The sequence below is a fragment of the Amnibacterium kyonggiense genome (genome assembly GCF_004364555.1).
GTDB classification, from domain to species: Bacteria; Actinomycetota; Actinomycetes; order Actinomycetales; family Microbacteriaceae; genus Amnibacterium; species Amnibacterium kyonggiense.
The window spans coordinates 328,991-352,459 of record NZ_SOAM01000002.1; the positions used below are offsets into that span (position 1 = coordinate 328,991).

Consider the following 23,469-nt stretch of genomic DNA (forward strand, 5'->3'; position numbering starts at 1 on the left):
CCGGCGCGTGCCGATCCGCATCGCCGGGGTGGCCACCATGCCGGGATGACCGTCTTCTGGACCACCGGCGAGCTGCGGGCTCGCGGCAAGTCGTCCCGACAGATCCGCCGCGCCGTCGGCGAACGCGTGATCCGCGAGGTGCGACGCGGCCACTTCGCCGCCGTCGACGCCGACGTGGACGTGATCCGCGCGGTGCGGGTCGGCGGCGTCGCGACGGCGAGCACCGGCACCCGCGCCATGGGGATCTGGACCCCGCCCGACCCGCCCGCCGGATGGAGCCCGGGTCGGGGCGGGGAGCGCCGGAACGTGCTGCGCATCGCGCTCCCCCGCACCGCTTCGCGCCTGCGGGACGCCGATGACGCGAGTGCGCCGTTCGTCCCGCGCCCGGACGTGATGCTGCACTGGACCGCCGCGGCGGACCTGGCCGGGTCCGGTCGCACGAGGATCGCTCCGATCCTCGTGCTGCTCGAGCACACGTTCCGGTCGCAGCCGCCCGAGCTCGCGCTCGCCGTGCTCGAGTCGGCGCTGCACCTGCGCTTCCTCCGTCCGAACGACCTAGCGGCACTCGCCGCGAGGCTCCCCGCCCACCTCGCCCCGGTCGTCGCTGCTGCGGACGGGCGCTCAGAGTCCGGCGTCGAGACGATCGTCCGGTTCCGGCTGCTGCGTCGAGGACTCCGGGTCGAGATCCTCGTCGGCCTTCGGGGCATCGGATCGGTCGACCTGCTCGTCGAGGGCGTCCTGATCATCGAATGCGACGGCCGCGAGTTCCACGACGACGCCGAGGCCTTCGAGCGCGACCGCACGCGCGACCTGACGGCGGCCAGACGGCGCTACCGCACGCTGCGGGTGACCTGGTTCCAGGCGCTGTTCCGGTGGTCCGCGGTCGAGGACGCGGTCTTCGCGGCGCTGGGACGGTGACGCGTGCAGGCGCGCGTACCGCCTTCAGGCGAAGAGCGCCGCATTCGTCCTGCACGCCGCACGTCGTCCTGCGTGCGCGAGGGGTCAGTTGGGCTGGATCACGCCCGCCAGCAGGAGGCCGATCAGGAGGATGCCGATGAGGATCCGGTACGCGACGAAGGGCAGGAACGAGCCCCGGTTCAGGTAGCGGAGGAAGAACGCGATCACGACGAGGCCGACGACGAAGGAGACGACCGTCGCGGCGAGGGTCTCGGCGCCGTTGAAGATCTCCGGGGCGCAGCCGGTGGCGGCGGCCGCCGCCGCGGTGCACGGCTCCTTGACCGTCTTGTAGAGCTGGTACAGCCCCGATCCCCACACCGCGGGGATGGCGAGCAGGAACGAGTAGCGCGCCGCCGCGGCCCGGGTGTAGCCCATGACGAGGCCGGCGCCGATCGTGCCGCCCGAGCGCGAAACGCCGGGGACGAGGGCCAGCGCCTGCGCGAAGCCGAAGATGACGCCGTCGCGGGTGTTCAGCTGCTCGATCGTCTTCCGCTTCTTCCCGAGGCGGTCCACCACACCGAGCAGGACGCCGAACACGATGAGGTCGAAGGCGACGATCCAGAGCGACCGGAAGGTCGTCTCGATCATGGTCTGGAAGATCAGGCCGAGCACCACGATCGGGATCGACCCGATGATGATGAGCCAGCCCATCCGGTAGTCGTGGTCGGTGCGCGGCACGCGCGGCTGCCCGTCCGGGCCCTTCGTCCTGAGCAGACCGAGGAAGAACGCGCGCACGATGCGCACGATGTCCTTCCAGAAGTAGACGAGCACGGCCGTCTCGGTGCCGAGCTGGATGATGGCGGTGAAGGCCGCCCCCGGGTCGCCCGCGCCGAAGAAGAGGCCCGCGATGCGGATGTGCGCGCTCGAGCTGACGGGGATGAACTCGGTCAAGCCCTGGATCAGGCCCAGCACGAGCGCTTCGATCACCCTGCACACCTCCGGCGTCGGTCGCAGGAGGCTCCTGCTCGAAGCAGCACGCTATCGGGGAGGCTCCAAGGGAACGCGAAGCGCGCGCCGGAGACGCGGCTTCAGTCGGACGGTGGGCATCTCCGGGGCGGGGAGCACGTCGTCCCACGCCTCGGGGTGCGGCCCGAACCGGCCGTCGGCGCCGCCGGTCGCCCGCTGCTGCTCGACCTGCGCCTGCCACGCCGCCCGCGCGGCGACGATGTCCTCGTGGTCGCGGCCGACGAAGTTCCACCACATGGTCACCGGATCGGGGAACGGCTCCCCCGCCAGCACGAGCACGCGCGCGCCGTGCTCCCCCGCCTCGACGGCGAGGGTGCGCCGACCGGGCGAGAGCGCCACGAGCTGCGACCGCGTCGCGGCGAGGCCCTCCACCCGCACCTCGCCGAGGTCGACGAGCACGCCGACCTCGTGGCCGGGGTCGACCTCCGCCTCCCACCGGAGACCCGCGGGCAGGCGGACCTCCGCCCCGATCAGCGGCGTCGGCGCCTGGGGCGCGCCCTCCGAGCCGAGCCACTCTCCGACGAACACGCGCACCTCCGCCCCCGCGACCCGGCGCACCGCGGGCACGGCGTGCTCGAAGCGGCGAGGTTCCCCGGCGAGCGCCGCGGGCAGCGCGAACCACAGCTGCGCGCCGTGCACGACCGTCGTCGCGGGCGTCGAGTACTCGGAGTGCGCGACGCCGTTCCCCGCGGTCATGAGGTTGACCTCACCGGGCCGCACGAGCGCGGTCGCCCCGGTCGTGTCGCGGTGCTCGACCTCGCCCTCGAACAGCCAGGTCACGGTGGCGAGCCCGGTGTGGGGGTGCCCGGGGACGCGCATGCCGCCGCGCTCGGAGAGGTCGTCCGGGCCGTAGTGGTCGACGAAGCACCAGGCGCCGATCAGCGAGCGCTGCCGTTGCGGCAGGGTGCGCTGCACCCGCATCGCGCGGGGGCCGCCGAGCGGCACCTCGCGCGGGAGGAGCAGCTCCGGCGGCGCCGGGTCGCTCGCGGCCGCGTCCACCAGCTCTGGGTCCCGCTCCGTCACGCTCATGCCGCCATCCTCCCGCCGATCGGCGCGGGCGGGGCGGCCGGCGCAGTCAGTAGGTGAGCAGCAGGTCCGTCAGCACCTTCGTGCCGAAGTCGAGGGAGGCGAGCGGCACGCGCTCGTCGACGCCGTGGAACATGGCCGGGAAGTTCAGCTCGGCCGGAAGCTGCAGCGGCGCGAAGCCGTAGCCGGTGATCCCGAGTTTCGAGAGGGCCTTGTTGTCGGTGCCGCCCGACATCAGGTACGGCAGCACGGGCGCGCCCGGGTCGTGCTCGCCGAGCAGCGCGATCACCTTCTCGACGAGCGGCCCCTCGAACGGGTTCTCGAGGCCCACGTCCGCGTGGACGGTCTCGATCTCGATCTCCGGGCCGACGAGCTCGCGCAGCTCGGCGAGCACCGCCTCCTCCTCGCCCGGCAGGGTGCGGATGTCGATGAGCGCGGTCGCCGTGTCCGGGATGACGTTGTGCTTGTACCCGGCCTCGAGCACCGTCGGGTTCGTCGTCGTGCGCAGCGTCGCGAGGATGAACCCGGAGGCGGTCCCGGAGGCGAGCACGACCGCGTCCTCCCCCGCCGCCTTCGGGTCGATGCCGAGGATGCGCCCGAGCTCGTCGACGAGGGCCCGGGTCGTGTCCGTGAGCCGGATCGGCCAGTCCTTGCGGCCGATCCGCGCGACGGCCTCCGCGAGCGTCGTCACCGCGTTGTCGCGGATGAGGCGGGAGCCGTGCGCGGCCGGCCCGCGGGCGGTCAGCTTCGCCCAGACCAGGGCCTTCTCGCCGGTCTGCAGCAGGTAGGCGCGGCGCCCGGCCAGGTCCACCGAGTAGCCGCCGACCTCGCTGATCGCCTCCGTCGCGCCCGCGAAGAGCTCCGGGTGGCGGTCGACGATCCAGTGCGACCCGAGGACGCCGCCGGCCTCCTCGTCGGCGAAGAAGGCGACGACGAGGTCGCGCGCCGGCTGCCGTCCGGAGCCGAGGACGTCCTCCAGCGACGCGAGCATCATCGCGTCCATGTCCTTCATGTCGACGGCACCGCGGCCCCACAGCAGGCCGTCGCGGACCTCGCCGGCGAACGGGTCGACGCTCCACGCCGCGGGGTCGGCGGGGACGACGTCCGTGTGCCCGTGGAGGACGAGCGCGGGCCCCCGCGTGCGACCCTCGACGCGCGTCAGCACCGAGACGCGACCCGGTTCGGACTCGAACAGCCGCGTCTCGAGCCCCATGCCCTGCAGCACGGCCTCGACGTAGCCGGCGGCCTCCGCCTCCCCGTCGCTCCGGCCGGCGCCCCAGTTCACGGACGGGAACCGGACGAGGTCGCGGGCGAGCGTCGCGGTACGGCTGAGCGCGGTCACCGCTCCACGCTATCCGGCCCGGTCCCCGACCCGATCCGAGCCGCGTCCCCTCGGCGGGGACGCGGCTCGGACCGTCGTGCGGGGTGCGGCTCAGCGGCCGAGGACCGCCTGCTCGGCGTCGACGGGGCCGTAGCCGTCGACCGGCGAGTAGCCGTGGCCGAGCCGGTTCTGCACGGTGCCGACGATCTTCGAGCCGTCGGCGCGGACGGCGACGAAGCCGAGGCCGATCGGCACGGTGATCCGCTGCGGGGCGAACACGGCGCCGCCGAGCTCGTCCGCGCCGTTGCCCTCGTTGCTGCCGCCGTACGGCGACACCGCGAGGTCGCGGTCGACGCCGAACCGCAGCGACTGCCCCGACTTCAGGTTCGATCCGAAGGACAGCGTGAGGTGCCGGTACTGCCCGGAACCCGTGGGCGCCGAGTTGGACGGCCGGACGGTGCTCGCCCGCAGGCCGCCGCCGGTGCCGCCGACCGTGAACGGGAAGCCCACGTCGCGGAACGAGTCGGCGGTCGCGCTGAACGGCCGCGGGTCGAACACGATCCCGGCGGAGCGCTTCGCGTCGCCCGCGCCCGGAGCGGTCGGGCTCGCCGTCTCGCCGTACAGGGTGATCGACTTCAGCGGGACCCTGCCGTCGTAGGACACGGAGAAGAACCGCGGGTCGTTCAGCGTGCCCGGCACCGGGTCGCGCTCGCTGCCCTGCGGGCCGGAGGCGCTCACCGTGAGGCCGCCGGCGCTGCCGGAGGACTCGAACGGGTCGAGGTCGTGCGCGAACGTCGACCGCGACAGGATCGCCTTCATCCGGGCCGGGCTGACCGACCGCTTGCCGCCCTGCTTCTGGAGCACCAGCCCGGCGATGCCGGCCGCGTGCGGGGCTGCGGCGCTGGTGCCGAAGAAGTTCGGCAGGGTGTCCGGGTCCTCCGTCGAGTCGGAGACGAAGAACGTCGTGTTCCCGCCGTCCGTCGAGGCGATGAGCGGGCTCCGCCGCACCTGGGTCCGCGGGTACCGGTTCCCGTCCGAGTCGAACAGGATCGGCAGGTCGCCGCCCGGCGAGGTGAAGTACTCCGGCAGGTACGGGCGGAACGGGTCGACCGCCGCGACGCCGGTCGCGCCGGCGGCCGCCGGGTGGCCGTAGACCGTCGGGGAGAGCGGGTCGCCGTACTCGGTGAAGTACAGGTCGCCGTTCGACACCGCGCGCAGGCGCTGCACCGGCGTCCTCCCCGTGCCCGACCGGCTGATCACGATCTGCAGCTCGGGCAGCCCGGCGAGCGTCGAGAGCTCGAGCGGCCGGCCGGACAGGATGTTCGCGTCGGCCAGCGCGCCCAGGTAACTGCCGTCCGGCGCGAACAGCAGCGCGTTGAAGTCCGTCGTCACCTTCGAGGGCGCGAGGATCGGCGAGATCCGGACCGTGAAGGGGCCCACCGCGCCGTCGAAGCCGGTCACGGCGAGCGTGTAGGTGCCCGGGTCCGTGAGCGTCGTGACGATCTGCTCGGGCGAGGTCACCGTGTCGACCGGACCGATGACCGTGCCGTCGGGCTCGGTGAGCGTCAGCACGACGTCCGTCGACCCCGAGGGGACGCCGTCGACGAGGAACTGGACCTGCTTCCCGAGCTGTGCCGCCGTCGGCGTGAAGGCGAACTCCACCTCCGAGGTCGGGGTCGTCAGCTCGCCCTCGTCCGTGAAGTACGAGTCGCCGATCGTCGCGCCGTCGTAGTCGGTCGGGTCGTCCCACTGCAGGTCGAACAGGCCGCCGTCCTCCCCGAGGGAGACCGTCTGCGCCACGTCGACGCCGGGACCGGGGTTCGCGTCCTGGAGGCCGCCGTCGTACAGAGCCGGGTCGACCTGCGAGAAGTCGAGGCCCGTACCCTTCAGTGCCTTCGCGGCGGGGATCAGGTGCACCGGCGCCGACCAGCCGTTCTGGTCGCCGTCGTTGCCCGCGGAGCTGAAGTACTGGACGCCGAGCTTCGCCACGTCGTCGACCGCGTCGTTGAGGATGCCGTCCGCGAAGAACGGCTCGTCGAAGTAGCTGACGTCGTCGACGATCACGTCGGCACGGCACTTCCCCTTCGGGTCGGCCAGCGCGCGGATCTGGTTCGCGAAGTCGACCTCCCCGTTGAACGCGGTGGCGAAGCAGAGCTTCGCGTCGGGGGCGATGTCGTGGATGATCTGCAGCATCGCGCGGCCCTCGTCGAGGCCGCCGTCCGCGTCGGAGAGCACGACGACCGGCTGCGGGTGCTTGCGGTTGCCCTTCCCGGGCAGGTCGCCGCTCGCGACGTCCTGCGCGGCGTGGACCGTCAGGGGCTCCCCGGTGGCGGTCGTGGTCGCCCGGTCGTACGAGTCGGACAGCGCGCCGATCGTGATGCCTTTACCCGTGATGCCCGTGCCGAGGACCTTGTCGATGCGCTGGAAGCGCACGCCCTGCGACTCCACCGAGCCCGTCGACGTGCGCGGCTTGACGGCCTGCGCGACCGTGCCGACGCCCGGGAGGGCGGCGAGGGCCCGCACGGCGGACAGCAGCGCGTAGCCCTCGACGGTGCCGGTGCCGGCGTCCACCGCGGTGCGCACGAAGCCCTTCGCCGCCAGTGCCGTCTGCAGGGCGGCGCGGTCCGCACCGGTCTGCGGCACGACGTCGACGAGCACGCGGCCGGCCGGGTCGCGCATCGCGAGCGACTCCTGATCCATCCGCAGACCGCCGGCGAGCCGCTTCTGCGCCGACGCGCCGCCGTCGACGAGCCGGGCGAGACCGTTGCCGAGCGCCGATCGCGTGCCCGGCGCGGCGTGCACCGGAGTCGCGGGCGCCGCCGAGGCGGTGACCGCGGGCAGCGCTGCGGCGAGCAGCGCTCCCGTCGTGAGCAGGATGAGGCCGGCGACGCGCGCGCGCCGACCCCGGGTGGACTGGGGCATGGGATCGCTCCTCCGTGGTTCCCCGGGCGGGTGGTGGGGGTGGTGGGGCAAACCTATGGATCGGATGAGGAACCTGCAAAGAACATGAACCTGGGAATCCACCGCCTCGGCGCGCCGCGGCCCGGTCGTCGAACGGGGCCCGCGGTTTCCGGTAGTGTTCCCGTTCGGCGCCGCGAGGCGCTCCACCGGTCCGGGTGGCGGAATGGCAGACGCGCTAGCTTGAGGTGCTAGTGCCCTTTATCGGGCGTGGGGGTTCAAGTCCCCCCTCGGACACGAGTTGAGACAGCTCAGCAGAAGGGCCGCGCAGCAGCGCGGCCCTTCTGCTTCTCCGGCCTCAGGGGCTCGGGACCGGCAGCGGGGCGCAGGTCGCGTCCGGGCCGTCCCCGGCCTTCCTCGCGGGCAGCGAGCCGTCCTCGAGATAGCGGGCGATCGTGTCGTCGACGCAGCTGTTGCCGTTCAACGAGTCCGCGTGCGAGGTGCCGCCCGGCTCGGCGAGCAGGCTCGCCTTCGGGAACAGCTTCCGGACCGCGAGGCTGCCGCTGAAGGGCGTCGCCGCGTCGAGCGTCTCGTCGATCAAGAGGATCGGCGCGACCTTCGAGCCGTCCACGTCCACCGGCACGCCGGCCTTCGCCGGCCAGGTGCGGCACGGGGCGTTGAACCAGGTGTTCGCCCAGGTCTCGAACGGCGCCCGGCCGTCCACGCGCTTCGCGTCCGCGGCCCACACCGACCACTCCCCCGGCCACGGCGCGTCCGTGCACTCGACCGCGAGGTAGCCGACGTAGCCGTTGTCGTCCGTGGTCTCGTTCAGGCCCCGCCAGTACTGCTGCAGCGCCGCCGTGTCGCCGGTCGCCGCCTGCGCGAACGCGTCGCCGAGGCCCGACCACAGGCTCTGGAAGTACCCGGCGTAAACGAGCGTGTCCGTGAGCTCCGCGGCGCCGAACCTGCCGTCCGGCTGCGCCCTGAGCTTCGCGGACAGCCGGTCGTAGCTCGCCTGGACCGCCTGCTGCGTCGCACCGAGGCGGTACACGTCGTCGTGCGACGCGAGCCAGGCGAACCAGCGCTCGATCGTCGTCTGGAACGCGAGGTCCTGATCGAGGTTCGCGCCGTACCAGACCCGGGACGGGTCCACGGTGGAGTCGAGGACCATCCGGGAGACGCGCGACGGGTAGAGCGTCGCGTAGACCTGGCCGAGGTACGTGCCGTAGGAGTAGCCGAAGTAGCTGATCCTCGGCACGCCGAGCGCGATGCGCAGGTACTCCATGTCGTTCGCGGAGTCGCGGGTCGTGTCGTGCTCGAGCAGGGCGCCGTTCTTCTCGCCGCAGGCCGTCGCGTACGCCTCGGAGCGCTCGAGCCAGGCGTCGACGGAGGCCTGGCTCGTCGGCGTGTACGCCGGGCGGGGGCCGTTCGCGTAGCCGGGATCGCACGACAGGCGCGGTCGCGAGGAGCCGACACCGCGCGGATCGAAGCCGATCCAGTCGTACCGGGCGCCGACCCCGTCCGGGACCTTCGTGCCGAGCGTGGAGAGCGTGAGCCCGCTGCCGCCCGGGCCGCCCGGGTTCGTCAGCATCACGCCCGCGGACGGCGAGGCCGTGTGCCGTACCCGGGAGACCGCCAGCCGCACGGTCCGACCGTCGCGCGGGGCGCTCCAGTCGAGCGGGACCGCGACCATCGCGCACTCGGCGCCCGCGGTGCGCAGCGACGCCTCCGTGCAGTCGGTCCACCGGATCGGCGCCGGCGTCGGCCACGTCGCCTCGACCGACGGGGCCGCCGACGGGCGGGCCGTCTCCTTCGCCGTGATGACGAGTCCGGTGAGGACCCCCGCCACCAGGACCACGACGAGGACCACGACCCCCGTCACGAGCACCACCGGTCGTCGCACTGCGCCCCCTCATCGGCGTTCGGCCGGCTCGAAGGCTAACCGGCGGTACCGACCGGAGTCAGAGGAGCGCGGTCGTCGTCGCGTCCTCCTCCCCGTCGAACCAGCGGTCGAGCACCCGGCGGAACGACGGCTCGGCGGGATCCGCCCGGGCGAACAGGGTCATCGAGGACCGCAGCTTCATCGCGTCGATCCCGCCGAGCAGCTCCTCCACCGAGGTGGCGGGCGCGTCGGCCGCGGCGAGCGCCGCCTCGACGAGCCGGGGACCGAGCACCGGGTCCGCCAGGTAGCCGCGCGCGGCGTCGAGGTCCGGGATCGCGAAGTAGCGCGCGGTCTGGCTGCGCCCGAGGCCGGCGAGCTGCGGGAACACGAACCACATCCAGTGGGTGCGCTTGCGACCGGCGCGCAGCTCGGCGAGCGCGTCGGTGAACGCGCCGTGCGCGTCCTGGGCGGTGCGGAAGCGGGCGAGGTCGTCCGGGTCAGACGTCATCGACGCACGGTACGGCCGGGCGCCTTGGAACTACCGTTGACGCATGACCATCGCGAGGCGGTACACCGTGACCGGCGCGGTCCAGGGCGTCGGCTTCCGCTGGGCCGCGCAGGGCGAGGCCGAACGGCTGGGCGTCGTCGGCCGCGTCCGGAACCGCACCGACGGCGCGGTGGAGATCCTCGCGCAGGGCGAGCGCGCCGCGATGGACGAGTTCGCCGCCTGGCTCGAGCAGGGCCCGCGGTTCGCGAAGGTGGCGGACGTGGACGCGGAGCCGGTCGACGGCTTCGACGCCGACTCGTTCGAGATCACCCGCTGACCCGGGGTCCCGGGGGCGCGGAGCACCGGGCGGCGCACGGGCGCGGCAGGATGCCGACGTGAGCGAACCGCTGGGCCGATCGGACGACGAGCTGATGGCCGGCGTGAAGCGCCTGATCGAGATCGCGCAGCAGTTCGAGCGTGACGAGACCACGCTCACCCGGCTCGGCGAGCGGATCCAGACGCACCTCGGTGTGGACGTGACGTCGGCACCCGTCCTCACGGAGGTCGTCGCGCCGCATCGACTGGTGGACCTCGACATCGCGATGGACGAGCTCGGCCGGGACGGCGAGCTGCTCGGCGTCCGCGGGCAGAACCGCGAGCACGAGGGCATCGAGTCGATGCTCGCCAACCGTTGGGCGGGCTACGACGTCGGCGCCGTCGATTTCGCGCTCGCGGCGTCGGGCCCGAAGCAGCGGCGGCGGATCGTCGCGTTCGGCATCCGCCTCCTGCGCTTTGAGGACCGGCCGCTCGCCGTGCTGCAGCGGACTGCAGACCGGCAGCACGGACGCGAGCAGGCGGCGATGCAGGTGCTGGCGGGCGAGTCGGAGGTCGCCGAGCGCTTCGTCGCGACCGTCCGGAGGCTGATGCACGAGCGGAGCGTGCTCCGCGGCCAGGTCCTGACCCTCACGCCGGGCGGCGAGTACCAGGCGGAGGGCGAGTCCGTCTTCGTCGAGCGGGAGGCGATCCCCGAGGACGAGGTCGTAATGCCCGCCGGCGTGCTCGATTCGGTCCGCCGCCACGTCCTCGGGATCGCGGAGCACCGGGAGGTGCTGCTCGCGGCCGGGCGCCACCTGAAGCGCGGCGTGCTCCTGTACGGGCCGCCCGGGACGGGCAAGACGCTCACGGTGCGGCACCTCATCGGCGCCGCCGAGGGCACCACCGTCGTCCTCCTGACCGGTCCCGCGATCCGCTTCATCAACGACGCGACGGACCTCGCGCGCGGGCTGCAGCCCGCGATGGTGGTCCTCGAGGACATCGACCTCGTCGCGATGGACCGCGGGCACTTCGGTCCGCAGCCGCTGCTCTTCGCGGTGCTCGACGCCCTGGACGGCCTGGACGGGGACGCGGACGTGACCTTCCTCATGACGACGAACCGGGTCGACGTGCTGGAGCGCGCGCTCGCGCAGCGCCCGGGCCGCGTGGACCTGGCCGTCGAGGTGCCGCGGCCCGGCGCGGAGGAGCGCGTGCGCCTGTTCGCGCTCTCCGCGCGGGGGCTGCCGATCGGTGCGGAGGCGGTGCGCGCGGCCGCGGAGCGGGCCGACGGCACGACCGCGTCCTTCGCGAAGGAGCTGTTCCGGCGAACCGTCCTGACCGCGGCCGTCGCCGGCCGCGCGGTCACGGACGACGACCTCGGTGCCGCCCTCGACGCGATGCTCGCCGCCGACGCGGAGCTGACCCGGAGCCTCCTCGGGATGGGCGGGGCGGAGGGCGCCGAGGAATCGGACGGCGGCGAGGGGTTCGCGGTCGTGGCCGGTCGGCCGCGCGGTCGCTGGACGGCGTACAACCCGCGCTGACGCGGCCCGGCTCAGGCGAAGCGGACCGCGGCCTGCAGGCGGGTGCGCACCTCGAAGATCTCGTTGCCGCCGACCGCCGGCGCGCCCGGCAGCCCGTCGCGCAGCGCGGTCAGCAGCGTCGAGGCGCGCAGCACCACCTGCTCCGCCCCGCGCGAGGTGCCGAGCGACTCCGCGGGCACCTCGAGGTGCTCGTCGGGCAGCAGCAGGAGCAGGCCGGTGAACTTCACGCGGGCGGCGCGGGACACCGATTTCGCGCGGACGGCGAGCTCGTGCATCGGCCGCTCCCCCGCGAGCGCCTCGCCGGTCAGCTCGCCGCGGCGGACACCGAGCGGGGCGCCGAAGTCCTCCGACTGGATTGCGAAGAGCCCGGTCGGGCCGAGGACGACGTGGTCGATCTTCTCGTCGGGGGTCGGCGCCGCGACGTCGTGCCAGACCGTGAACCCGATGCCGAGGGTCGCGAGGCGGCGGGCGGTGGCCTCCTCCGCGACGGCGTCCGCGAGCAGGTGGCGGATCTCCCGCGGCGCGCGGCGCACGAGGACCGGGTCGTACGGGTCCGGGATCGACTCGCCGAGGCCCACCCACTCGCGGAGCAGCGTGAGGTACCGCTCGCGCCGCCAGCCGCCGGGGTGACCGAAGGTCCGGGCGGTCGGGCGGGTCGAGGCCGGGCGCTCCGACCGGCCGGCCGACGGCGCCCAGGAGGTCGGCTCCCCCGCCGGCGAGCGCCCGCGGTCGTACCGGGCGCGCGCATCCGGGCTGCCGACCCGCTCCCACGCCGCCTGCACGGCGATGAACCGCTGCGGGTCGCCTCCGGTGTCCGGGTGCGTCTCGCGGAGCAGGCGGCGGTAGGCGCGCCGCAGGTCCTCGTCCGTCGCGCTCGCGAGCACGCCGAGCACCTCGTAGGGGGAAGCCGCCATCGGGCTGTCCGTCATGCGGCCCCCCGAGCGCACCAGCAGGAACTGTTCACGTCAGCAGGAGATTCTGGCCGATTTCTTCCTGCCGACGCGCGTTCTTCCTGCTCACGGAGTCGTTTCTTCCTGCTGATGTGCTCTCAGGAGCGCCAGAAGTCCCGATGGGAGGCGGCGGCCTCGTCCTCGAGCAGCGGTCCCTCGACGCGGATGTCGCGCTGGCCCGCGCCGAGGACGGTGCGGCACGGGAGGGCGAGCGTCGGGTTCTCCGGGTCGTCGCCGGTGAGCGCCAGCAGGCCCTCCTCCGACAGCCCGTACACCACCGCGCCGATCCACGACCAGTAGATCGCGCCCGAGCACATCGCGCACGGCTCGCAGCTCGTGACGAGCGTCAGCGTCCGCAGCTCGTCGCGGGAGAACCGGCGGGTCGCGGCGGAGACGAGGTTCGTCTCGGCGTGCCCGGTCACGTCGTGGGTGGTGCCGACGGTGTTCCCGGCCTCGAGCACGACGGTGCCGTCGGGGGCCGCGAGCAGGGCGCCGAACGGGTGGTTCCCGCCCGCCCTCGCCCGGTCCGCGAGCACGATCGCGCGCCGCACGAGCGCCTCGGTGTCCATGCGCCGACGGTAGCCGAGCGGTGGCCGACGCACAGCGGTCCTCCGTACGCTCGGGCCATGCCCCAGACGATCTACCTGGCGTCCGTGGAGGGCCACACCGGGAAGTCGGCCGTGGCGCTCGGGCTCGTGGAGGCCCTGACCCGCCGGGTCGGCCGCGTCGGCGTGTTCCGGCCGGTCGGGCGCGGCAGCGACGGCGACTACGTGCTCGACCTGCTGCTCAGCAGGGCGACCGCGGACGTGTCGCCGGCGGAGTCGGTCGGCACCACGTACGCCGCCGTCCACCACGACCCGGACGCGGCGCTCGGGACGATCGTCGAGCGGTTCCGGGCCATGGCGGACCGGTGCGACGCCGTGCTGATCGTCGGCAGCGACTACACCGACGTCGGCACCCCGACCGAGCTCTCCTTCAACGCGCGCGTCGCCGCGAACCTCGGCGCCCCGGTCGTGCTCGTGCTCGGCGGGCGGCGCCCGGACGGTCGCATCGGGCGCACCGCGCAGGAGGTCGAGCAGGTCGCGGAGATCGCGCTCGGCGAGTTCCGCTCCGAGCACGCGGAGCTCGTCGGCGTCGTCGTGAACCGCGCGGAGGCCGCCGAGCTCGGCGCCATCCCCGGCGTCCTCCGGCCGCTGGTGCCGGAGGACGTGCCCGTGTACGCGATCCCGGAGGACGTCGCCCTCGTCGCCCCGGCGCTCCGCGCGGTGCTCGCGGCGGCGGACGCGCGGCTCGTCGCCGGCGATCAGGCGCTGACCGAGCGGACCGTGTCCGGCATCGTGGTCGCCGCGATGACGCTCGAGAACGTGCTCCCCCGCCTCGTCGAGGGCGCGCTCGTGGTCGTGCCGAGCGACCGCGTGGACACGCTCCTCGGCGTGCTGCTCGCGCACGGCTCGCAGACGTTCCCCTCCCTGACCGGCGTCGTGCTCTCCGGCGGCTTCCCGCTGCCGCCGAACGTCGAGCGGCTCATCGAGGGCCTCCACGTGACGCTCCCGGTCGCCTCCACCGATCTCGGGACCTACGAGACGACCACCGCCGTCTCCGCGGTGCGCAGCACCCTCGCGGCGGAGTCGCCCCAGAAGGCGGCGGAGGCGCTCGCGCTGTTCGAGGAGCACGTCGACGCCGACCGGCTGCTCGCGCGCGTCGACCTCCACACCTCCGCGGTGGTCACGCCGATCATGTTCGAGTACGGCCTGCTCGCCCGGGCGCGCGCCCGCAAGCGGCACATCGTGCTGCCGGAGGGCGACGACGACCGCGTGCTCGAGGCCGCCGGCGTCGTGCTCGCCCGGGACGTGGCCGACCTCACGATCCTCGGCCGGGAGGTGCAGGTGCGCTCGCGGGCGCTCGGGCTCGGCATCGACCTCGGACGCGCGCACGTGATCGACCCGGCGACGAGCCCGCTGCGCGAGCGGTTCGCCGAGACCTACGCGCGGGAGCGGGCGCACAAGAACGTGTCGCTCGAGCTCGCGCGCGACACCGTCACCGACGTCTCCTACTTCGGGACGCTCATGGTCCACCTCGGGCTCGCCGACGGGATGGTGTCCGGCGCCGCGCACACCACCGCGCACACGATCCGGCCCGCGTTCGAGCTGATCAAGACGGCGCCGGGCGTCTCCGTCGTCTCGAGCGTGTTCCTCATGGCGCTCGCGGACCGGGTGCTCGTCTACGGCGACTGCGCGGTGATCCCGGACCCGACCAGCGAGCAGCTCGCCGACATCGCGATCTCCGCGGCCGGCACCGCGGAGCAGTTCGGCATCGACCCGCGGATCGCGATGCTCTCCTACTCGACCGGCACCTCCGGCAGCGGGGCGGACGTGGAGAAGGTGCGCGCCGCGACCGCGCTCGTGCGCGAGCGCGCGCCCGAGCTGCTCGTCGAGGGGCCGATCCAGTACGACGCGGCCGCCGATCCGGCCGTCGCGGCGGCGAAGATGCCGGGTTCCGCGGTCGCGGGCCGCGCGACCGTCTTCGTGTTCCCGGACCTGAACACGGGCAACAACACCTACAAGGCCGTGCAGCGCTCCTCGAACGCCCTCGCGATCGGGCCCGTGCTGCAGGGCCTGAACAAGCCGATCAACGACCTCTCGAGAGGTGCCCTCGTGCGGGACATCGTCAACACCATCGCGATCACCGCGATCCAGGCGCAGGCCGAGTCGGCGCACGCCGCGGCGGTGTCCGCGTGACCGGCGCCGTCTTCGTGCTGAACGCGGGCTCGTCGTCGCTGAAGTACCAGCTCGTCGACCCGGACTCGGGCGACGTCCACGCGGCCGGTACCGTCGAGCGGATCGGCGAGGAGGGCGGCGTCCCCGACCACGAGGCCGCGGTGCGGCAAGCGCTCGCCGCGATCGACGGGAAGCCGGAGCCGGACGCGGTCGGGCACCGCGTCGTGCATGGCGGCGACCGGTTCGACGCGGCGACCGTCGTGACGCCGGAGGTCGAGCGGGCGATCGACGAGCTCGCCGCGCTCGCCCCCCTCCACAACCCTGCGAACCTGCAGGGCATCCGGGCCGCGCAGGCCGTGCTCGACGTGCCGCAGGTCGCCGTCTTCGACACGGCGTTCCACCGCACCATCCCGGCGTCGGCGGCGACCTACGCGATCCCCGCCGACCTCGCCCGCGAGCACCAGGTGCGCCGGTACGGGTTCCACGGCACGTCGCACCAGTACGTCTCCCGGGCCGCCGCGGCGTTCCTCGGCGTCCCGCTCGAGGCGTCGCGGATCATCGTGCTGCACCTCGGCAACGGCGCGTCCGCCTGCGCGGTGCGCGGCGGCCGGTCAGTCGACACCTCGATGGGCATGACGCCGCTCGAGGGGCTCGTCATGGGGACGCGGAGCGGGGACATCGACCCGGCCGCGATCTTCCACCTGCACCGCCAGGCGGGGCTCGGCTTCGAGGAGCTCGAGCAGCTGCTGAACCGCGAGAGCGGCCTGAAGGGCCTCACCGGTCGGGGCGACATGCGCGACGTGCAGGCGGCGGCCGCGGAGGGCGACGAGGCGGCCGAGGCGGCGCTCGCCGTGTACCGGCACCGGCTGCGGCACTACATCGGCGCGTACCTCGCCGAGCTCGGCGGCCTCGACGCGCTCGTCTTCACGGCGGGCGTCGGGGAGAACAACTCGCTGCTCCGACGCCGCACCCTCGAACCGCTCGGCCACCTCGGGCTGCAGGTCGATCCGGACCGCAACGAGGTCGCGTCGAAGGCCGCGCGGCGGATCTCCCCCGACGACGCGCCCGTCGCCGTGCTCGTCGTGCCGACGAACGAGGAGCTCGAGATCGCTCGGCAGACGGCCGCGGTGGTCTGAGGAGCGCTACTCCCCCGCGAGCGCCTGCTCGAGGGTGCGGGGCGCGTGCCCGGTGAGTCGCTCGACGTCGCCGGTCGTGCGGGCGAGCGCGCCGCCGCCGATCGCGGTGTAGGTGCTGACCCAGGCGTCGAGCTGCCACTGCTGGTCGGTCAGCGGACGGCGGGAGGCGTACGCCTCCTCGAGCGTCTGATCGACGAAGGAGAAGGGCCTGCCGAGCGCGGCGGTCATCCGCTCGGCCGCGTCCGCGAACGAGATCGCCTCGCCACCCGTGAGGACGTAGGTGGCGTCCTCGTGCGCCGCCGGGTCGCGCAGCACCGCGAGCGCCGCGTCCGCGACGTCCGCGCGGGCCACGGCCGCGACCCGGCCGTCGCCCGCGGGCCCGGCGATCACGCCGTCCGACCCGGCGAACAGCGGGAAGAAGTCGAGGTAGAAGCTGTCGCGGAGGAACGTCCAGCGCATCCCGCTCCCGCGGATCGCCTGCTCCGTGTGCCAGTGGTCGCGACCGAGGGTGAAGTCGGCGTCCGGCGCGGCGCCGTCGAAGCTCGTGTACACGACGTGGCCGACGCCCGCCTCCGCGGCCGCGCGGACCGCGGTGCGGTGCTGCTCGAGCCGGTCCTGCGCCTCCGCGCCGGAGACGAGGAGCAGCACCTCGACGCCGGTCAGCGCCTCCCGCATCGCGGCGCCGTCCGCGTACGTCGCGACGCGGACCTCCGGATCGCCCTCGATCGCGGGCGCTCGGCGCGGGTCGCGGAGGATCAGCCGGTCGACGTCGGGGCCGAGGGCGCGGGCGACGCGGCCGCCCACGGCTCCGGTCGCGCCCGTGATCGCGATGGTGGTCATGCCGGGTGCAGCACCGCCGCGGCCCGCTGCATTCCCCTCCACAGGACGCGGTCCTGCACTCGACGGCCCGTCGGGCTCCTCGCGGCACGGTCGGAGGTCATACTGGCGCGATGCTCCGCAGGGTCCTGGCCGTCTCCGCCGCGCTCGCCGCGGCGCTGACGGGCGCGACCGGGACCGCCGCGTGGGCGGACGCCCCCACGGCGTCGACGGTCGCGACCGGGCACGACGTCTCCTACCCGCAGTGCGGCCGCGACCTGCCGGCCGTCGACGACATCGCCGTGGTCGGGGTCAACGCGGGCACCGGGACGACGACGAACCCGTGCCTCGCCGAGCAGCTCGCCTGGGGCGACCGGTTCACGGACGACGGCACGCTGCTCCGCGCCGACGTGTACGTGAACACGGCGAACCCCGGTCACCTCGGCGACTGGTGGCCGACCGCCGACATCACCCGCGCGGGCGCGCCGGTGACGAACCCGGCGGGCAGCTGCGCCGGCGCCGAGGACGCGGCGTGCGCGTACGTGTACGGGTACTCGATCGGCGCCGACGACGTCGCGCAGCGGGGCGTCGGCGACGCCGCGCACCGCTTCTGGTGGCTCGACGTCGAGACCATGAACTCCTGGAGCTGGGACCGCAAGGCGAACCTCGCCGCGATCGAGGGCATGGCCGCGGCCATCCATGCGGCCGGCGCGGATGTCGGCATCTACTCCACGCCCCGCCAGTGGGACCTCATCGTCGGCGACGCGACGCCGTCGGTCGTCCTCGCCGGGGCGCCGAGCTGGATCGCGGGCGCCACCACGCGGGCCGGGGCGCTCGCCAACTGCGCCGCCGCCCCGCTGACGCCCGGCGGGCGGGTGCGGATGGTCCAGTGGGTCGAGCACGGCATCGATCACGACATCGCCTGCGGCGTCGGGGTGCGCGGCACCCGGCCCGTGCTGCGCGGCTCGGCGGAGGTCGGCTCGCCCCTGACCGTCGGGATCGGCACGTGGGGGCCCTACGGGCTCGCGTTCGACTACGTCTGGACCCGCGACGGCGTCCCGATCCCGGACGCGACCGACCCGGCGTACACGCCGACCGTCGACGACGTCGGCACGCACATCGCCGTCCAGGTGACGGGCAGCCGCATCGGGGCGCCGCCCCTCACCCTGACGAGCGACGCGATCGCCGTCAGCGACCCCGCCGAGGAGCAGATCGCCGTGAACGTCGCCCGCGCCCTCCGGTTCGCCCGATGAGGCGCGGTCCGCGGCTCGCCGCCGCGATCACCGCCGCCGTCCTCGCCGCCGTCCTCGTCCCGCAGACCGCGTTCGCGTCGACGGCGCCCGCCGTCGGCGGCGGCGACGTCTCCTACTACCAGGGCACCACGACGCTGCCGGACAGCACGCAGCTCGACTTCGCGATCGTCGGCGTGAACGCCGGCCGGCCCACCGACCCGAACCCGTCCCTCGCCGATCAGCTCGCCTGGGCCGCGCAGTCCAGGGGCGTCGGGCACGCGAAGGTCGACGTCTACGTCGCCTCGGCGAACCCCGGGACCGCCGGCACGTGGTGGCCGAGCAGCGACCGGACGAAGGCGGGGACGAAGGTCCGCTCCCCGTACGGCTCGTGCACGGCGAGGAAGGCCACGCAGGCCTGCGCGTGGGTCTACGGCAACTCGTACGGCCGCGACGACGTCCACACGGTGCCCGCCGGCACCGCCATCGGCACGTGGTGGATCGACGTCGAGCAGGACAACACGTGGAGCTCGTCGACGGCGCGGAACCGTGCTGTCGTCGAGGGCATGGTCGCCGGCCTGCAGGCCGGGAAGCAGCGGGTCGGGATCTACGCGCTCAGCGGTCAGTTCCGCGACATCCTCGGCACCGTCCCGGCGTCCTCCTCGGTCACGAAGCTGCCGGCCTGGGTCGCCGGGGCGAAGGACGAGGCGGCGGCGCTGCAGCGGTGCAGCGGCGCCTCGCTGACAGCCGGGCGCGTCACGCTCGTGCAGTGGGTCGACTTCGCGAACACCGTCGACCACGACGTCGCGTGCGGCGTGCTCACGCAGCCGAAGCCGACGATCGGCGGGACGTACCGCGCCGGACACCGGCTCACCGCGAAGGTGAGGACCTGGAGCCCGAGCGGCGTCCACCTCACCTACCGCTGGACGCGCGACGGCCATCCGATCGCTAAGGCGACCCATCGGACGTACACGCTGAAGAAGGCGGACCGGCACCACCGCATCGGCGTCACGGTCACCGGCGTCCTGACCGGGTACAGCACGGCCGTGCAGCGGAGCGCGACCCACCGCATCCCCCGCTGAGCGCGCTCCCACCGCGCGGTCGGGCTGCGCTGGCAGGCTCCCGGGTCATGGACACCATCGGCAGCGACCCCATCGACGGCACCGAGGCGGACGTCGCCGACCTGCTCGACCAGGCCGAGCCGCCGACCTCCGAGCCGATCGCGGCGGCGCTCGAGGAGCGCGAGCGCATCGTCGCGACCGACCCCGAGCTGACGGGCCTGGAGGCCGAGGAGGCGGAGGACTCCGGCCAGGCCTGACCCGAGCCGGAAACATCGCCCCGCCACACTGGCGGGCATGACCCTCCTCGTCGTCGGTGCCCGCCTGATCACCATGGCCGGGGACGGCTCCGGCTATCGCGAGCACGGCTGGATGCGGGTCGACGAGGGCCGGATCACCGCCCTCGGCGCGGGTGAGCCGCCCGAGGTCGCCGGCGCGGAGATGCTCGACGTCCGCGGTGCCTTCGTCGCGCCGGGCTTCGTCTCCGCGCACAGCCACCTCTTCACGAGCGGCGCCCGCGGCCTCGGCGTCGAGTCGACGCTCTACGGCTGGTGCGACTCCATGCTCGGGCTGATGAGCCACGCCTCACCCGAGGACTACTACTGGTCCTCGCTGCACGGCTCGCTCGACTTCATCGCGAACGGCACCACGACCGCGTTCGACTTCACCGACCCGCGCATCCCGTGGGAGCCGATGGTCGACGGCGCGAAGAGCGGGGCCGGGCGGCTGCGGCCGCTCGAGCAGCAGACCCGGCAGATCGACGCGAAGCGGGACAGCGGCCTCCGGTTCATCAACGCGGCGAGCCTCGACGACGCGATCGGGTCGGACGAGGAGGTGCTCGACCGGTTCGGCCTGATGGTCGACCACGTCCGCGGCATGGACCCGGACTTCGCGCTCGGCGCGGCGATCATGGGCGCCGTCCAGTGGTCTCCGCGCCCGAACGCCGCGGAGCTCGAGGTCGCCGCGATGCGCCGGTACGGCGTGATCAACGAGGCGCACTTCCTCGAGACGCGGGAGGCCGTCGAGCTCCAGCGGTCGAAGTTCGCGCTGTACCGCGACGCGGGCGCGCTCGAGCTCGGCCTCATCTTCGGCCACTTCATCCAGACGACGCCGGAGATCATCGCCGAGGCCGCCGCGCGCGGCGGCCGGATGTCCTGGCAGCCCGCATCGAACGGCCGGCTCGCCTCCGGCACCGCGGACATCGTCCGGATCCGCGAGGCGGGCATGCCGATCGGCGTCGGCCTCGACGACCAGGCCTGCACGGACGTCTCCGACCCGTGGCAGAACATGCGGATCGGGATGTACGCCGTCCGCGCGGCCTCCGGCGACCCCCTGGCCGTGCTCCCGGAGGACGTGCTGCGGATGGCGACGCTCGGGTCCGCGGAGGTCCTCGGCGTCGCGGACCGCGTCGGCAGCCTGGAGGTGGGCAAGTTCGCCGACTTCGTGGTCGTCGACCCGCGGAAGCCCGACATGGGCCCGCTCTGGCACCCGGTCCGGAACTACGTCCTCTCGACGACCCTCCGGAACCTCTCCCGGGTCTACATCGGCGGCGAGCTCGTCGCGGAGGACGGGGTGTCGACGAACCCGCTCGCCGAGCGCGCGGTCGACGAGGTCCACCGCCGCATGCCTGCTGTCGCGGCGGCGTGGGGCCACCCCGCCTGACGATCAGGGGTGCAGGCGCTTCGGGACGAGGCGCCCGAGAGGGCCGATCCCGAACCCGGTGCCGACCAGCCGGCCGGCGCGCGTCTCGCGGAGCCGGTCCGCGTTCATCCGCATGGTGTGGCCGGTGCGCCCGAGCGCGGCGCCGAGCCGCGGGATGGAGGAGATCGCCCGGGTCGACACCGCGACGGCGAGCCGCGGCTCGAAGCGGACCCGGCGGGTGCGGCCGAGCCGCATCGTGAGGTCGAGGTCGTCGTGCACGCCCGGGTCGGTGCGGTGGACGTCACCCCGCACCTCCTCCCACACGGCGCGCTTCATCGCGAAGTTCGAGCCGTGCAGCGGCACCTGCCCGAGGGCGATCCCGAAGAAGCCGTAGTAGACGCCGTGGTACCCGGCCGACGCGACCAGGCGGCGGGCGGGGCTCAGGTCGGCGAACACCCCGCGCCCGGTCACCGCATCGAGCGCCGGGTCGACGGCGAACGCCCCGCGGATCTCGCGCAGCCAGTCCATCGGCGGCAGGGAGTCGGCGTCGAGGCGGGCGATGAGGTCGCCGGTCGCCGCGTCGTAGCCGCGGGCGGCCGCCGCTGCCATGCCCGGCATCGCCTCCGGCACCACCGTCGCGCCGGCCGCCCGGGCGACGAGCGCGGTCTCCCGGCTCGTGCCGTTGTCGATCACGAGGACCTCGTGCGGCGGGACGTCCTGGCGTGCGAGGGCCTCGAGGCACAGGCCGAGGTACGGCGCGTCGTCGCGCACCGGTACGACCACGGAGATCCGAGGCGGGGTCACGTCCTCATTCAACCGCGCCGGGCGGGAGAATGGGGACGAGAACCCTTGGAGGTCCCCATCCCCGCTCCGTCCGACGGCCGCGTCGCCGTCTACATCGACTTCGACAACATCGTGATCTCCCGCTACGACGAGGTGCACGGTCGCGGCGACTTCCAGCGCGACCGGCAGCGCGCCGCCGCCGGATCGCTCTCGGAGGAGGAGTTCGCGGAGCGCCTCGAGGCGGCGACCGTCGACCTCGGCGCCGCGATCGACTTCGCGTCGAGCTTCGGCACCCTCGTGCTCACCCGCGCCTACGCCGACTGGTCGGCGCCGGTGAACGCCCGGTACCGCGGCCAGCTCGTCGGCCGCGCGGTCGACCTCGTCCAGCTCTTCCCCGCCGCGGCGTACGGGAAGAACGGCGCCGACATCCGCCTGGCGGTCGACGCGGTCGAGGACATGTTCCGGCTGCCCGACCTGACTCACGTCGTGATCGTCGCCGGCGACTCCGACTACATCGCCCTCGCGCAGCGCTGCAAGCGGCTCGGCCGCTACGTCGTCGCCGTCGGCGTCGCCGGGTCCACGAGCCGGGCGCTCGCCGCGGCGGTCGACGAGCTCGTCACCTACGACGCCCTCCCCGGCACGAAGCAGGTCGAGCCCGTGCAGCAGGCTGAGCCGAAGCAGCGCCGGCAGACGCGCCGCGCGAAGTCCCCCGAGCCGGAGCCGGAGCAGCCCGCGCAGGAGGAGCCGGAGGAGGACGAGGAGGACCCGCAGGTCGCGGCGACGGCCCTGCTGCAGCGGGCGCTGCGGCTCGGTCATGACCGCGGCGGCGACGATGCCGACTGGCTGCACAACTCGCAGGTCAAGGAGCAGATGAAGCGCCTCGACCCGTCGTTCAGCGAGCGCCGGCTCGGCTACCGCTCGTTCTCGGACTTCCTGCGCTCGCGCGGCGACCTCGTCGAGCTCGACGAGAGCAGCACCGCTCGCCTCGTCCGCCTCGCCGGCTAGACCCGCTCTCCGTTTCGGAGGCCTTCGCGTCCTCCGAGACGAAGAAGGGTCAGACCTCGATCTCGCCGCCGACCGAGCGGAGGTGCTGACGGAAGGTCCAGGTCGGGTCCTCCGCGCGGCGGGCGAGGTAGTCGGCGAACCGCAGCTGCTCGCGGAGCCCGGTGCCGGCGCGGATCCGGTCGGCCTGGGCGCGCTCCGCGTCGCGGATCGCGCGGGCGGCCGCGAGCACGGCCTCCGCCGCGGCCGCCTCCACCAGCACGACGCCGTCGTCGTCCGCGACGACGAGGTCGCCCGTCTCGACCGGCCACTCCCCCAGGTGCACAGTCCGGTCCCGGTGCACGTGCCGCGGCAGCGGGCCGGTCGGGATCGACCCCAGGCTCGAAAGCGGCAGCCCGATCGCGTGCAGGTCGGCGGTGTCGCGGTGCAGGCCCCACACGACGACGCCGGCGAGCCCCGCCTGCGCCGCCTCGAGCACGAGGAGGTCGCCCAGGCAGGCCTCGTCGAGCCGGCCGTCGTCGTCGACCACGAGCACGTCGCCGGGGCGGGCGCCGTCGATCGCCTCGAGGAGCCGGTCGACGCTGCCGAGGTGCAGCGCGGGCGCCGCGGCGCCGGCGAACGGCCTCCCGGGCAGGAGGGGCACCAGGCCGGCCGGGCCGCACCGCACCGGCACGCCGACCCGGAGGCAGCCGTCCGCCACGTGCGCCGTCGTCAACCCGTCGAGCTCCACACCGCGACGCTAGCGCG

At 74.1% G+C, this 23,469-nt stretch carries 21 protein-coding genes and 1 tRNA gene; 11 read left to right on the plus strand and 11 right to left on the minus strand.

Annotated elements, in window-relative coordinates; all coding sequences use genetic code 11:
• Positions 1 to 45: 45 nt before the first annotated feature.
• Positions 46 to 918 (plus strand): hypothetical protein, encoded by an 873-nt coding sequence (locus CLV52_RS09945; protein WP_133766193.1) that lies wholly within the window; start codon positions 46 to 48, stop codon positions 916 to 918.
• A gap of 84 nt (positions 919 to 1,002) precedes the next feature.
• On the opposite strand, the gene CLV52_RS09950 is transcribed toward CLV52_RS09945, so the two are convergent.
• From CLV52_RS09950 to CLV52_RS18910, 4 genes are all read right to left on the minus strand, one after another.
• On the minus strand, positions 1,003 to 1,884 hold the full coding sequence (locus CLV52_RS09950) for an undecaprenyl-diphosphate phosphatase (RefSeq protein WP_133766194.1): 882 nt from the start codon (positions 1,882 to 1,884) through the stop codon (positions 1,003 to 1,005).
• A 51-nt stretch (positions 1,885 to 1,935) separates the two neighbouring features.
• The gene (locus CLV52_RS09955; RefSeq protein ID WP_133766195.1) at positions 1,936 to 2,952 is read right to left on the minus strand and encodes a pirin family protein; all 1,017 of its coding nucleotides are present in this window, start codon (positions 2,950 to 2,952) and stop codon (positions 1,936 to 1,938) included.
• 46 nt (positions 2,953 to 2,998) lie between these two features.
• Entirely contained in the window at positions 2,999 to 4,291 is a 1,293-nt protein-coding gene (locus tag CLV52_RS09960) for a M20/M25/M40 family metallo-hydrolase (protein ID WP_133766196.1), read from the minus strand.
• Between the two features lie 90 nt (positions 4,292 to 4,381).
• Positions 4,382 to 7,192, minus strand: a complete 2,811-nt coding sequence (locus tag CLV52_RS18910; protein ID WP_246018066.1) for a S8 family serine peptidase — start codon at positions 7,190 to 7,192, stop codon at positions 4,382 to 4,384.
• 188 nt (positions 7,193 to 7,380) lie between these two features.
• On the opposite strand from CLV52_RS18910, the gene CLV52_RS09975 reads away from it, so the two are divergent.
• A tRNA-Leu gene (locus CLV52_RS09975) sits at positions 7,381 to 7,465 on the plus strand.
• Between the two features lie 61 nt (positions 7,466 to 7,526).
• Here the strand turns inward: CLV52_RS09975 and CLV52_RS09980 are convergent.
• Both CLV52_RS09980 and CLV52_RS09985 read right to left on the minus strand, forming a co-directional pair.
• Positions 7,527 to 9,071, minus strand: a complete 1,545-nt coding sequence (locus CLV52_RS09980) for an alpha/beta hydrolase (protein WP_133766197.1) — start codon at positions 9,069 to 9,071, stop codon at positions 7,527 to 7,529.
• Between the two features lie 58 nt (positions 9,072 to 9,129).
• Entirely contained in the window at positions 9,130 to 9,558 is a 429-nt protein-coding gene (locus tag CLV52_RS09985) for a DUF1810 domain-containing protein (protein WP_133766198.1), read from the minus strand.
• 43 nt (positions 9,559 to 9,601) lie between these two features.
• On the opposite strand from CLV52_RS09985, the gene CLV52_RS09990 reads away from it, so the two are divergent.
• Together CLV52_RS09990 and CLV52_RS09995 are read left to right on the plus strand one after the other, a co-directional pair.
• Positions 9,602 to 9,874, plus strand: coding sequence for an acylphosphatase (locus tag CLV52_RS09990; protein WP_133766199.1), 273 nt, complete (start codon positions 9,602 to 9,604; stop codon positions 9,872 to 9,874).
• A gap of 58 nt (positions 9,875 to 9,932) precedes the next feature.
• A complete protein-coding gene (locus CLV52_RS09995; RefSeq protein ID WP_133766200.1) occupies positions 9,933 to 11,390 on the plus strand; it encodes an AAA family ATPase in 1,458 nt (485 codons plus the stop codon).
• 11 nt (positions 11,391 to 11,401) lie between these two features.
• Here CLV52_RS09995 and CLV52_RS10000 read toward each other — a convergent pair whose 3' ends face one another.
• Positions 11,402 to 12,319 (minus strand): DnaJ domain-containing protein, encoded by a 918-nt coding sequence (locus tag CLV52_RS10000; RefSeq protein ID WP_133766201.1) that lies wholly within the window; start codon positions 12,317 to 12,319, stop codon positions 11,402 to 11,404.
• Between the two features lie 119 nt (positions 12,320 to 12,438).
• Positions 12,439 to 12,909, minus strand: coding sequence for a nucleoside deaminase (locus tag CLV52_RS10005; protein WP_133766202.1), 471 nt, complete (start codon positions 12,907 to 12,909; stop codon positions 12,439 to 12,441).
• A 57-nt stretch (positions 12,910 to 12,966) separates the two neighbouring features.
• Between CLV52_RS10005 and pta the strand changes: the two genes are divergently transcribed.
• Both pta and CLV52_RS10015 read left to right on the plus strand, forming a co-directional pair.
• Positions 12,967 to 15,078, plus strand: a complete 2,112-nt coding sequence (gene pta / locus CLV52_RS10010) for a phosphate acetyltransferase (RefSeq protein ID WP_133766203.1) — start codon at positions 12,967 to 12,969, stop codon at positions 15,076 to 15,078.
• Positions 15,075 to 16,193 (plus strand): acetate/propionate family kinase, encoded by a 1,119-nt coding sequence (locus CLV52_RS10015; RefSeq protein WP_133766204.1) that lies wholly within the window; start codon positions 15,075 to 15,077, stop codon positions 16,191 to 16,193. Before pta ends, CLV52_RS10015 begins: the two co-directional genes overlap by 4 nt.
• 6 nt (positions 16,194 to 16,199) lie before the next feature.
• Here CLV52_RS10015 and CLV52_RS10020 read toward each other — a convergent pair whose 3' ends face one another.
• The gene (locus CLV52_RS10020; protein ID WP_133766205.1) at positions 16,200 to 17,033 is read right to left on the minus strand and encodes an SDR family oxidoreductase; all 834 of its coding nucleotides are present in this window, start codon (positions 17,031 to 17,033) and stop codon (positions 16,200 to 16,202) included.
• Positions 17,034 to 17,143: 110 nt separating this feature from the next.
• Here CLV52_RS10020 and CLV52_RS10025 point away from each other — a divergent pair, with 110 nt between their 5' ends.
• Genes CLV52_RS10025 through CLV52_RS10040 form a run of 4 tightly spaced genes read left to right on the plus strand, consistent with a single transcriptional unit; the run spans position 17,144 to position 20,958 of the window.
• A complete protein-coding gene (locus tag CLV52_RS10025; protein ID WP_133766206.1) occupies positions 17,144 to 18,262 on the plus strand; it encodes a glycoside hydrolase family 25 domain-containing protein in 1,119 nt (372 codons plus the stop codon).
• Positions 18,259 to 19,320 carry a glycoside hydrolase family 25 domain-containing protein gene (locus tag CLV52_RS10030; protein WP_133766207.1) on the plus strand — a complete coding sequence of 354 codons (1,062 nt, stop codon included), beginning with the start codon at positions 18,259 to 18,261 and terminating at the stop codon, positions 19,318 to 19,320. Before CLV52_RS10025 ends, CLV52_RS10030 begins: the two co-directional genes overlap by 4 nt.
• Before the next feature lie 47 nt (positions 19,321 to 19,367).
• Positions 19,368 to 19,556 carry a hypothetical protein gene (locus tag CLV52_RS10035; RefSeq protein ID WP_133766208.1) on the plus strand — a complete coding sequence of 63 codons (189 nt, stop codon included), beginning with the start codon at positions 19,368 to 19,370 and terminating at the stop codon, positions 19,554 to 19,556.
• Between the two features lie 37 nt (positions 19,557 to 19,593).
• On the plus strand, positions 19,594 to 20,958 hold the full coding sequence (locus CLV52_RS10040) for an amidohydrolase family protein (protein ID WP_133766209.1): 1,365 nt from the start codon (positions 19,594 to 19,596) through the stop codon (positions 20,956 to 20,958).
• A gap of 3 nt (positions 20,959 to 20,961) precedes the next feature.
• Here CLV52_RS10040 and CLV52_RS10045 read toward each other — a convergent pair whose 3' ends face one another.
• Complete coding sequence (locus CLV52_RS10045) at positions 20,962 to 21,741, minus strand: glycosyltransferase family 2 protein (RefSeq protein WP_162850802.1); 780 nt, start codon at positions 21,739 to 21,741, stop codon at positions 20,962 to 20,964.
• Positions 21,742 to 21,798: 57 nt separating this feature from the next.
• Here CLV52_RS10045 and CLV52_RS10050 point away from each other — a divergent pair, with 57 nt between their 5' ends.
• A complete protein-coding gene (locus CLV52_RS10050) occupies positions 21,799 to 22,725 on the plus strand; it encodes an NYN domain-containing protein (protein ID WP_133766781.1) in 927 nt (308 codons plus the stop codon).
• A gap of 49 nt (positions 22,726 to 22,774) precedes the next feature.
• Here CLV52_RS10050 and CLV52_RS10055 read toward each other — a convergent pair whose 3' ends face one another.
• The gene (locus CLV52_RS10055) at positions 22,775 to 23,452 is read right to left on the minus strand and encodes an RraA family protein (protein WP_133766210.1); all 678 of its coding nucleotides are present in this window, start codon (positions 23,450 to 23,452) and stop codon (positions 22,775 to 22,777) included.
• Positions 23,453 to 23,469 lie beyond the last annotated feature (17 nt).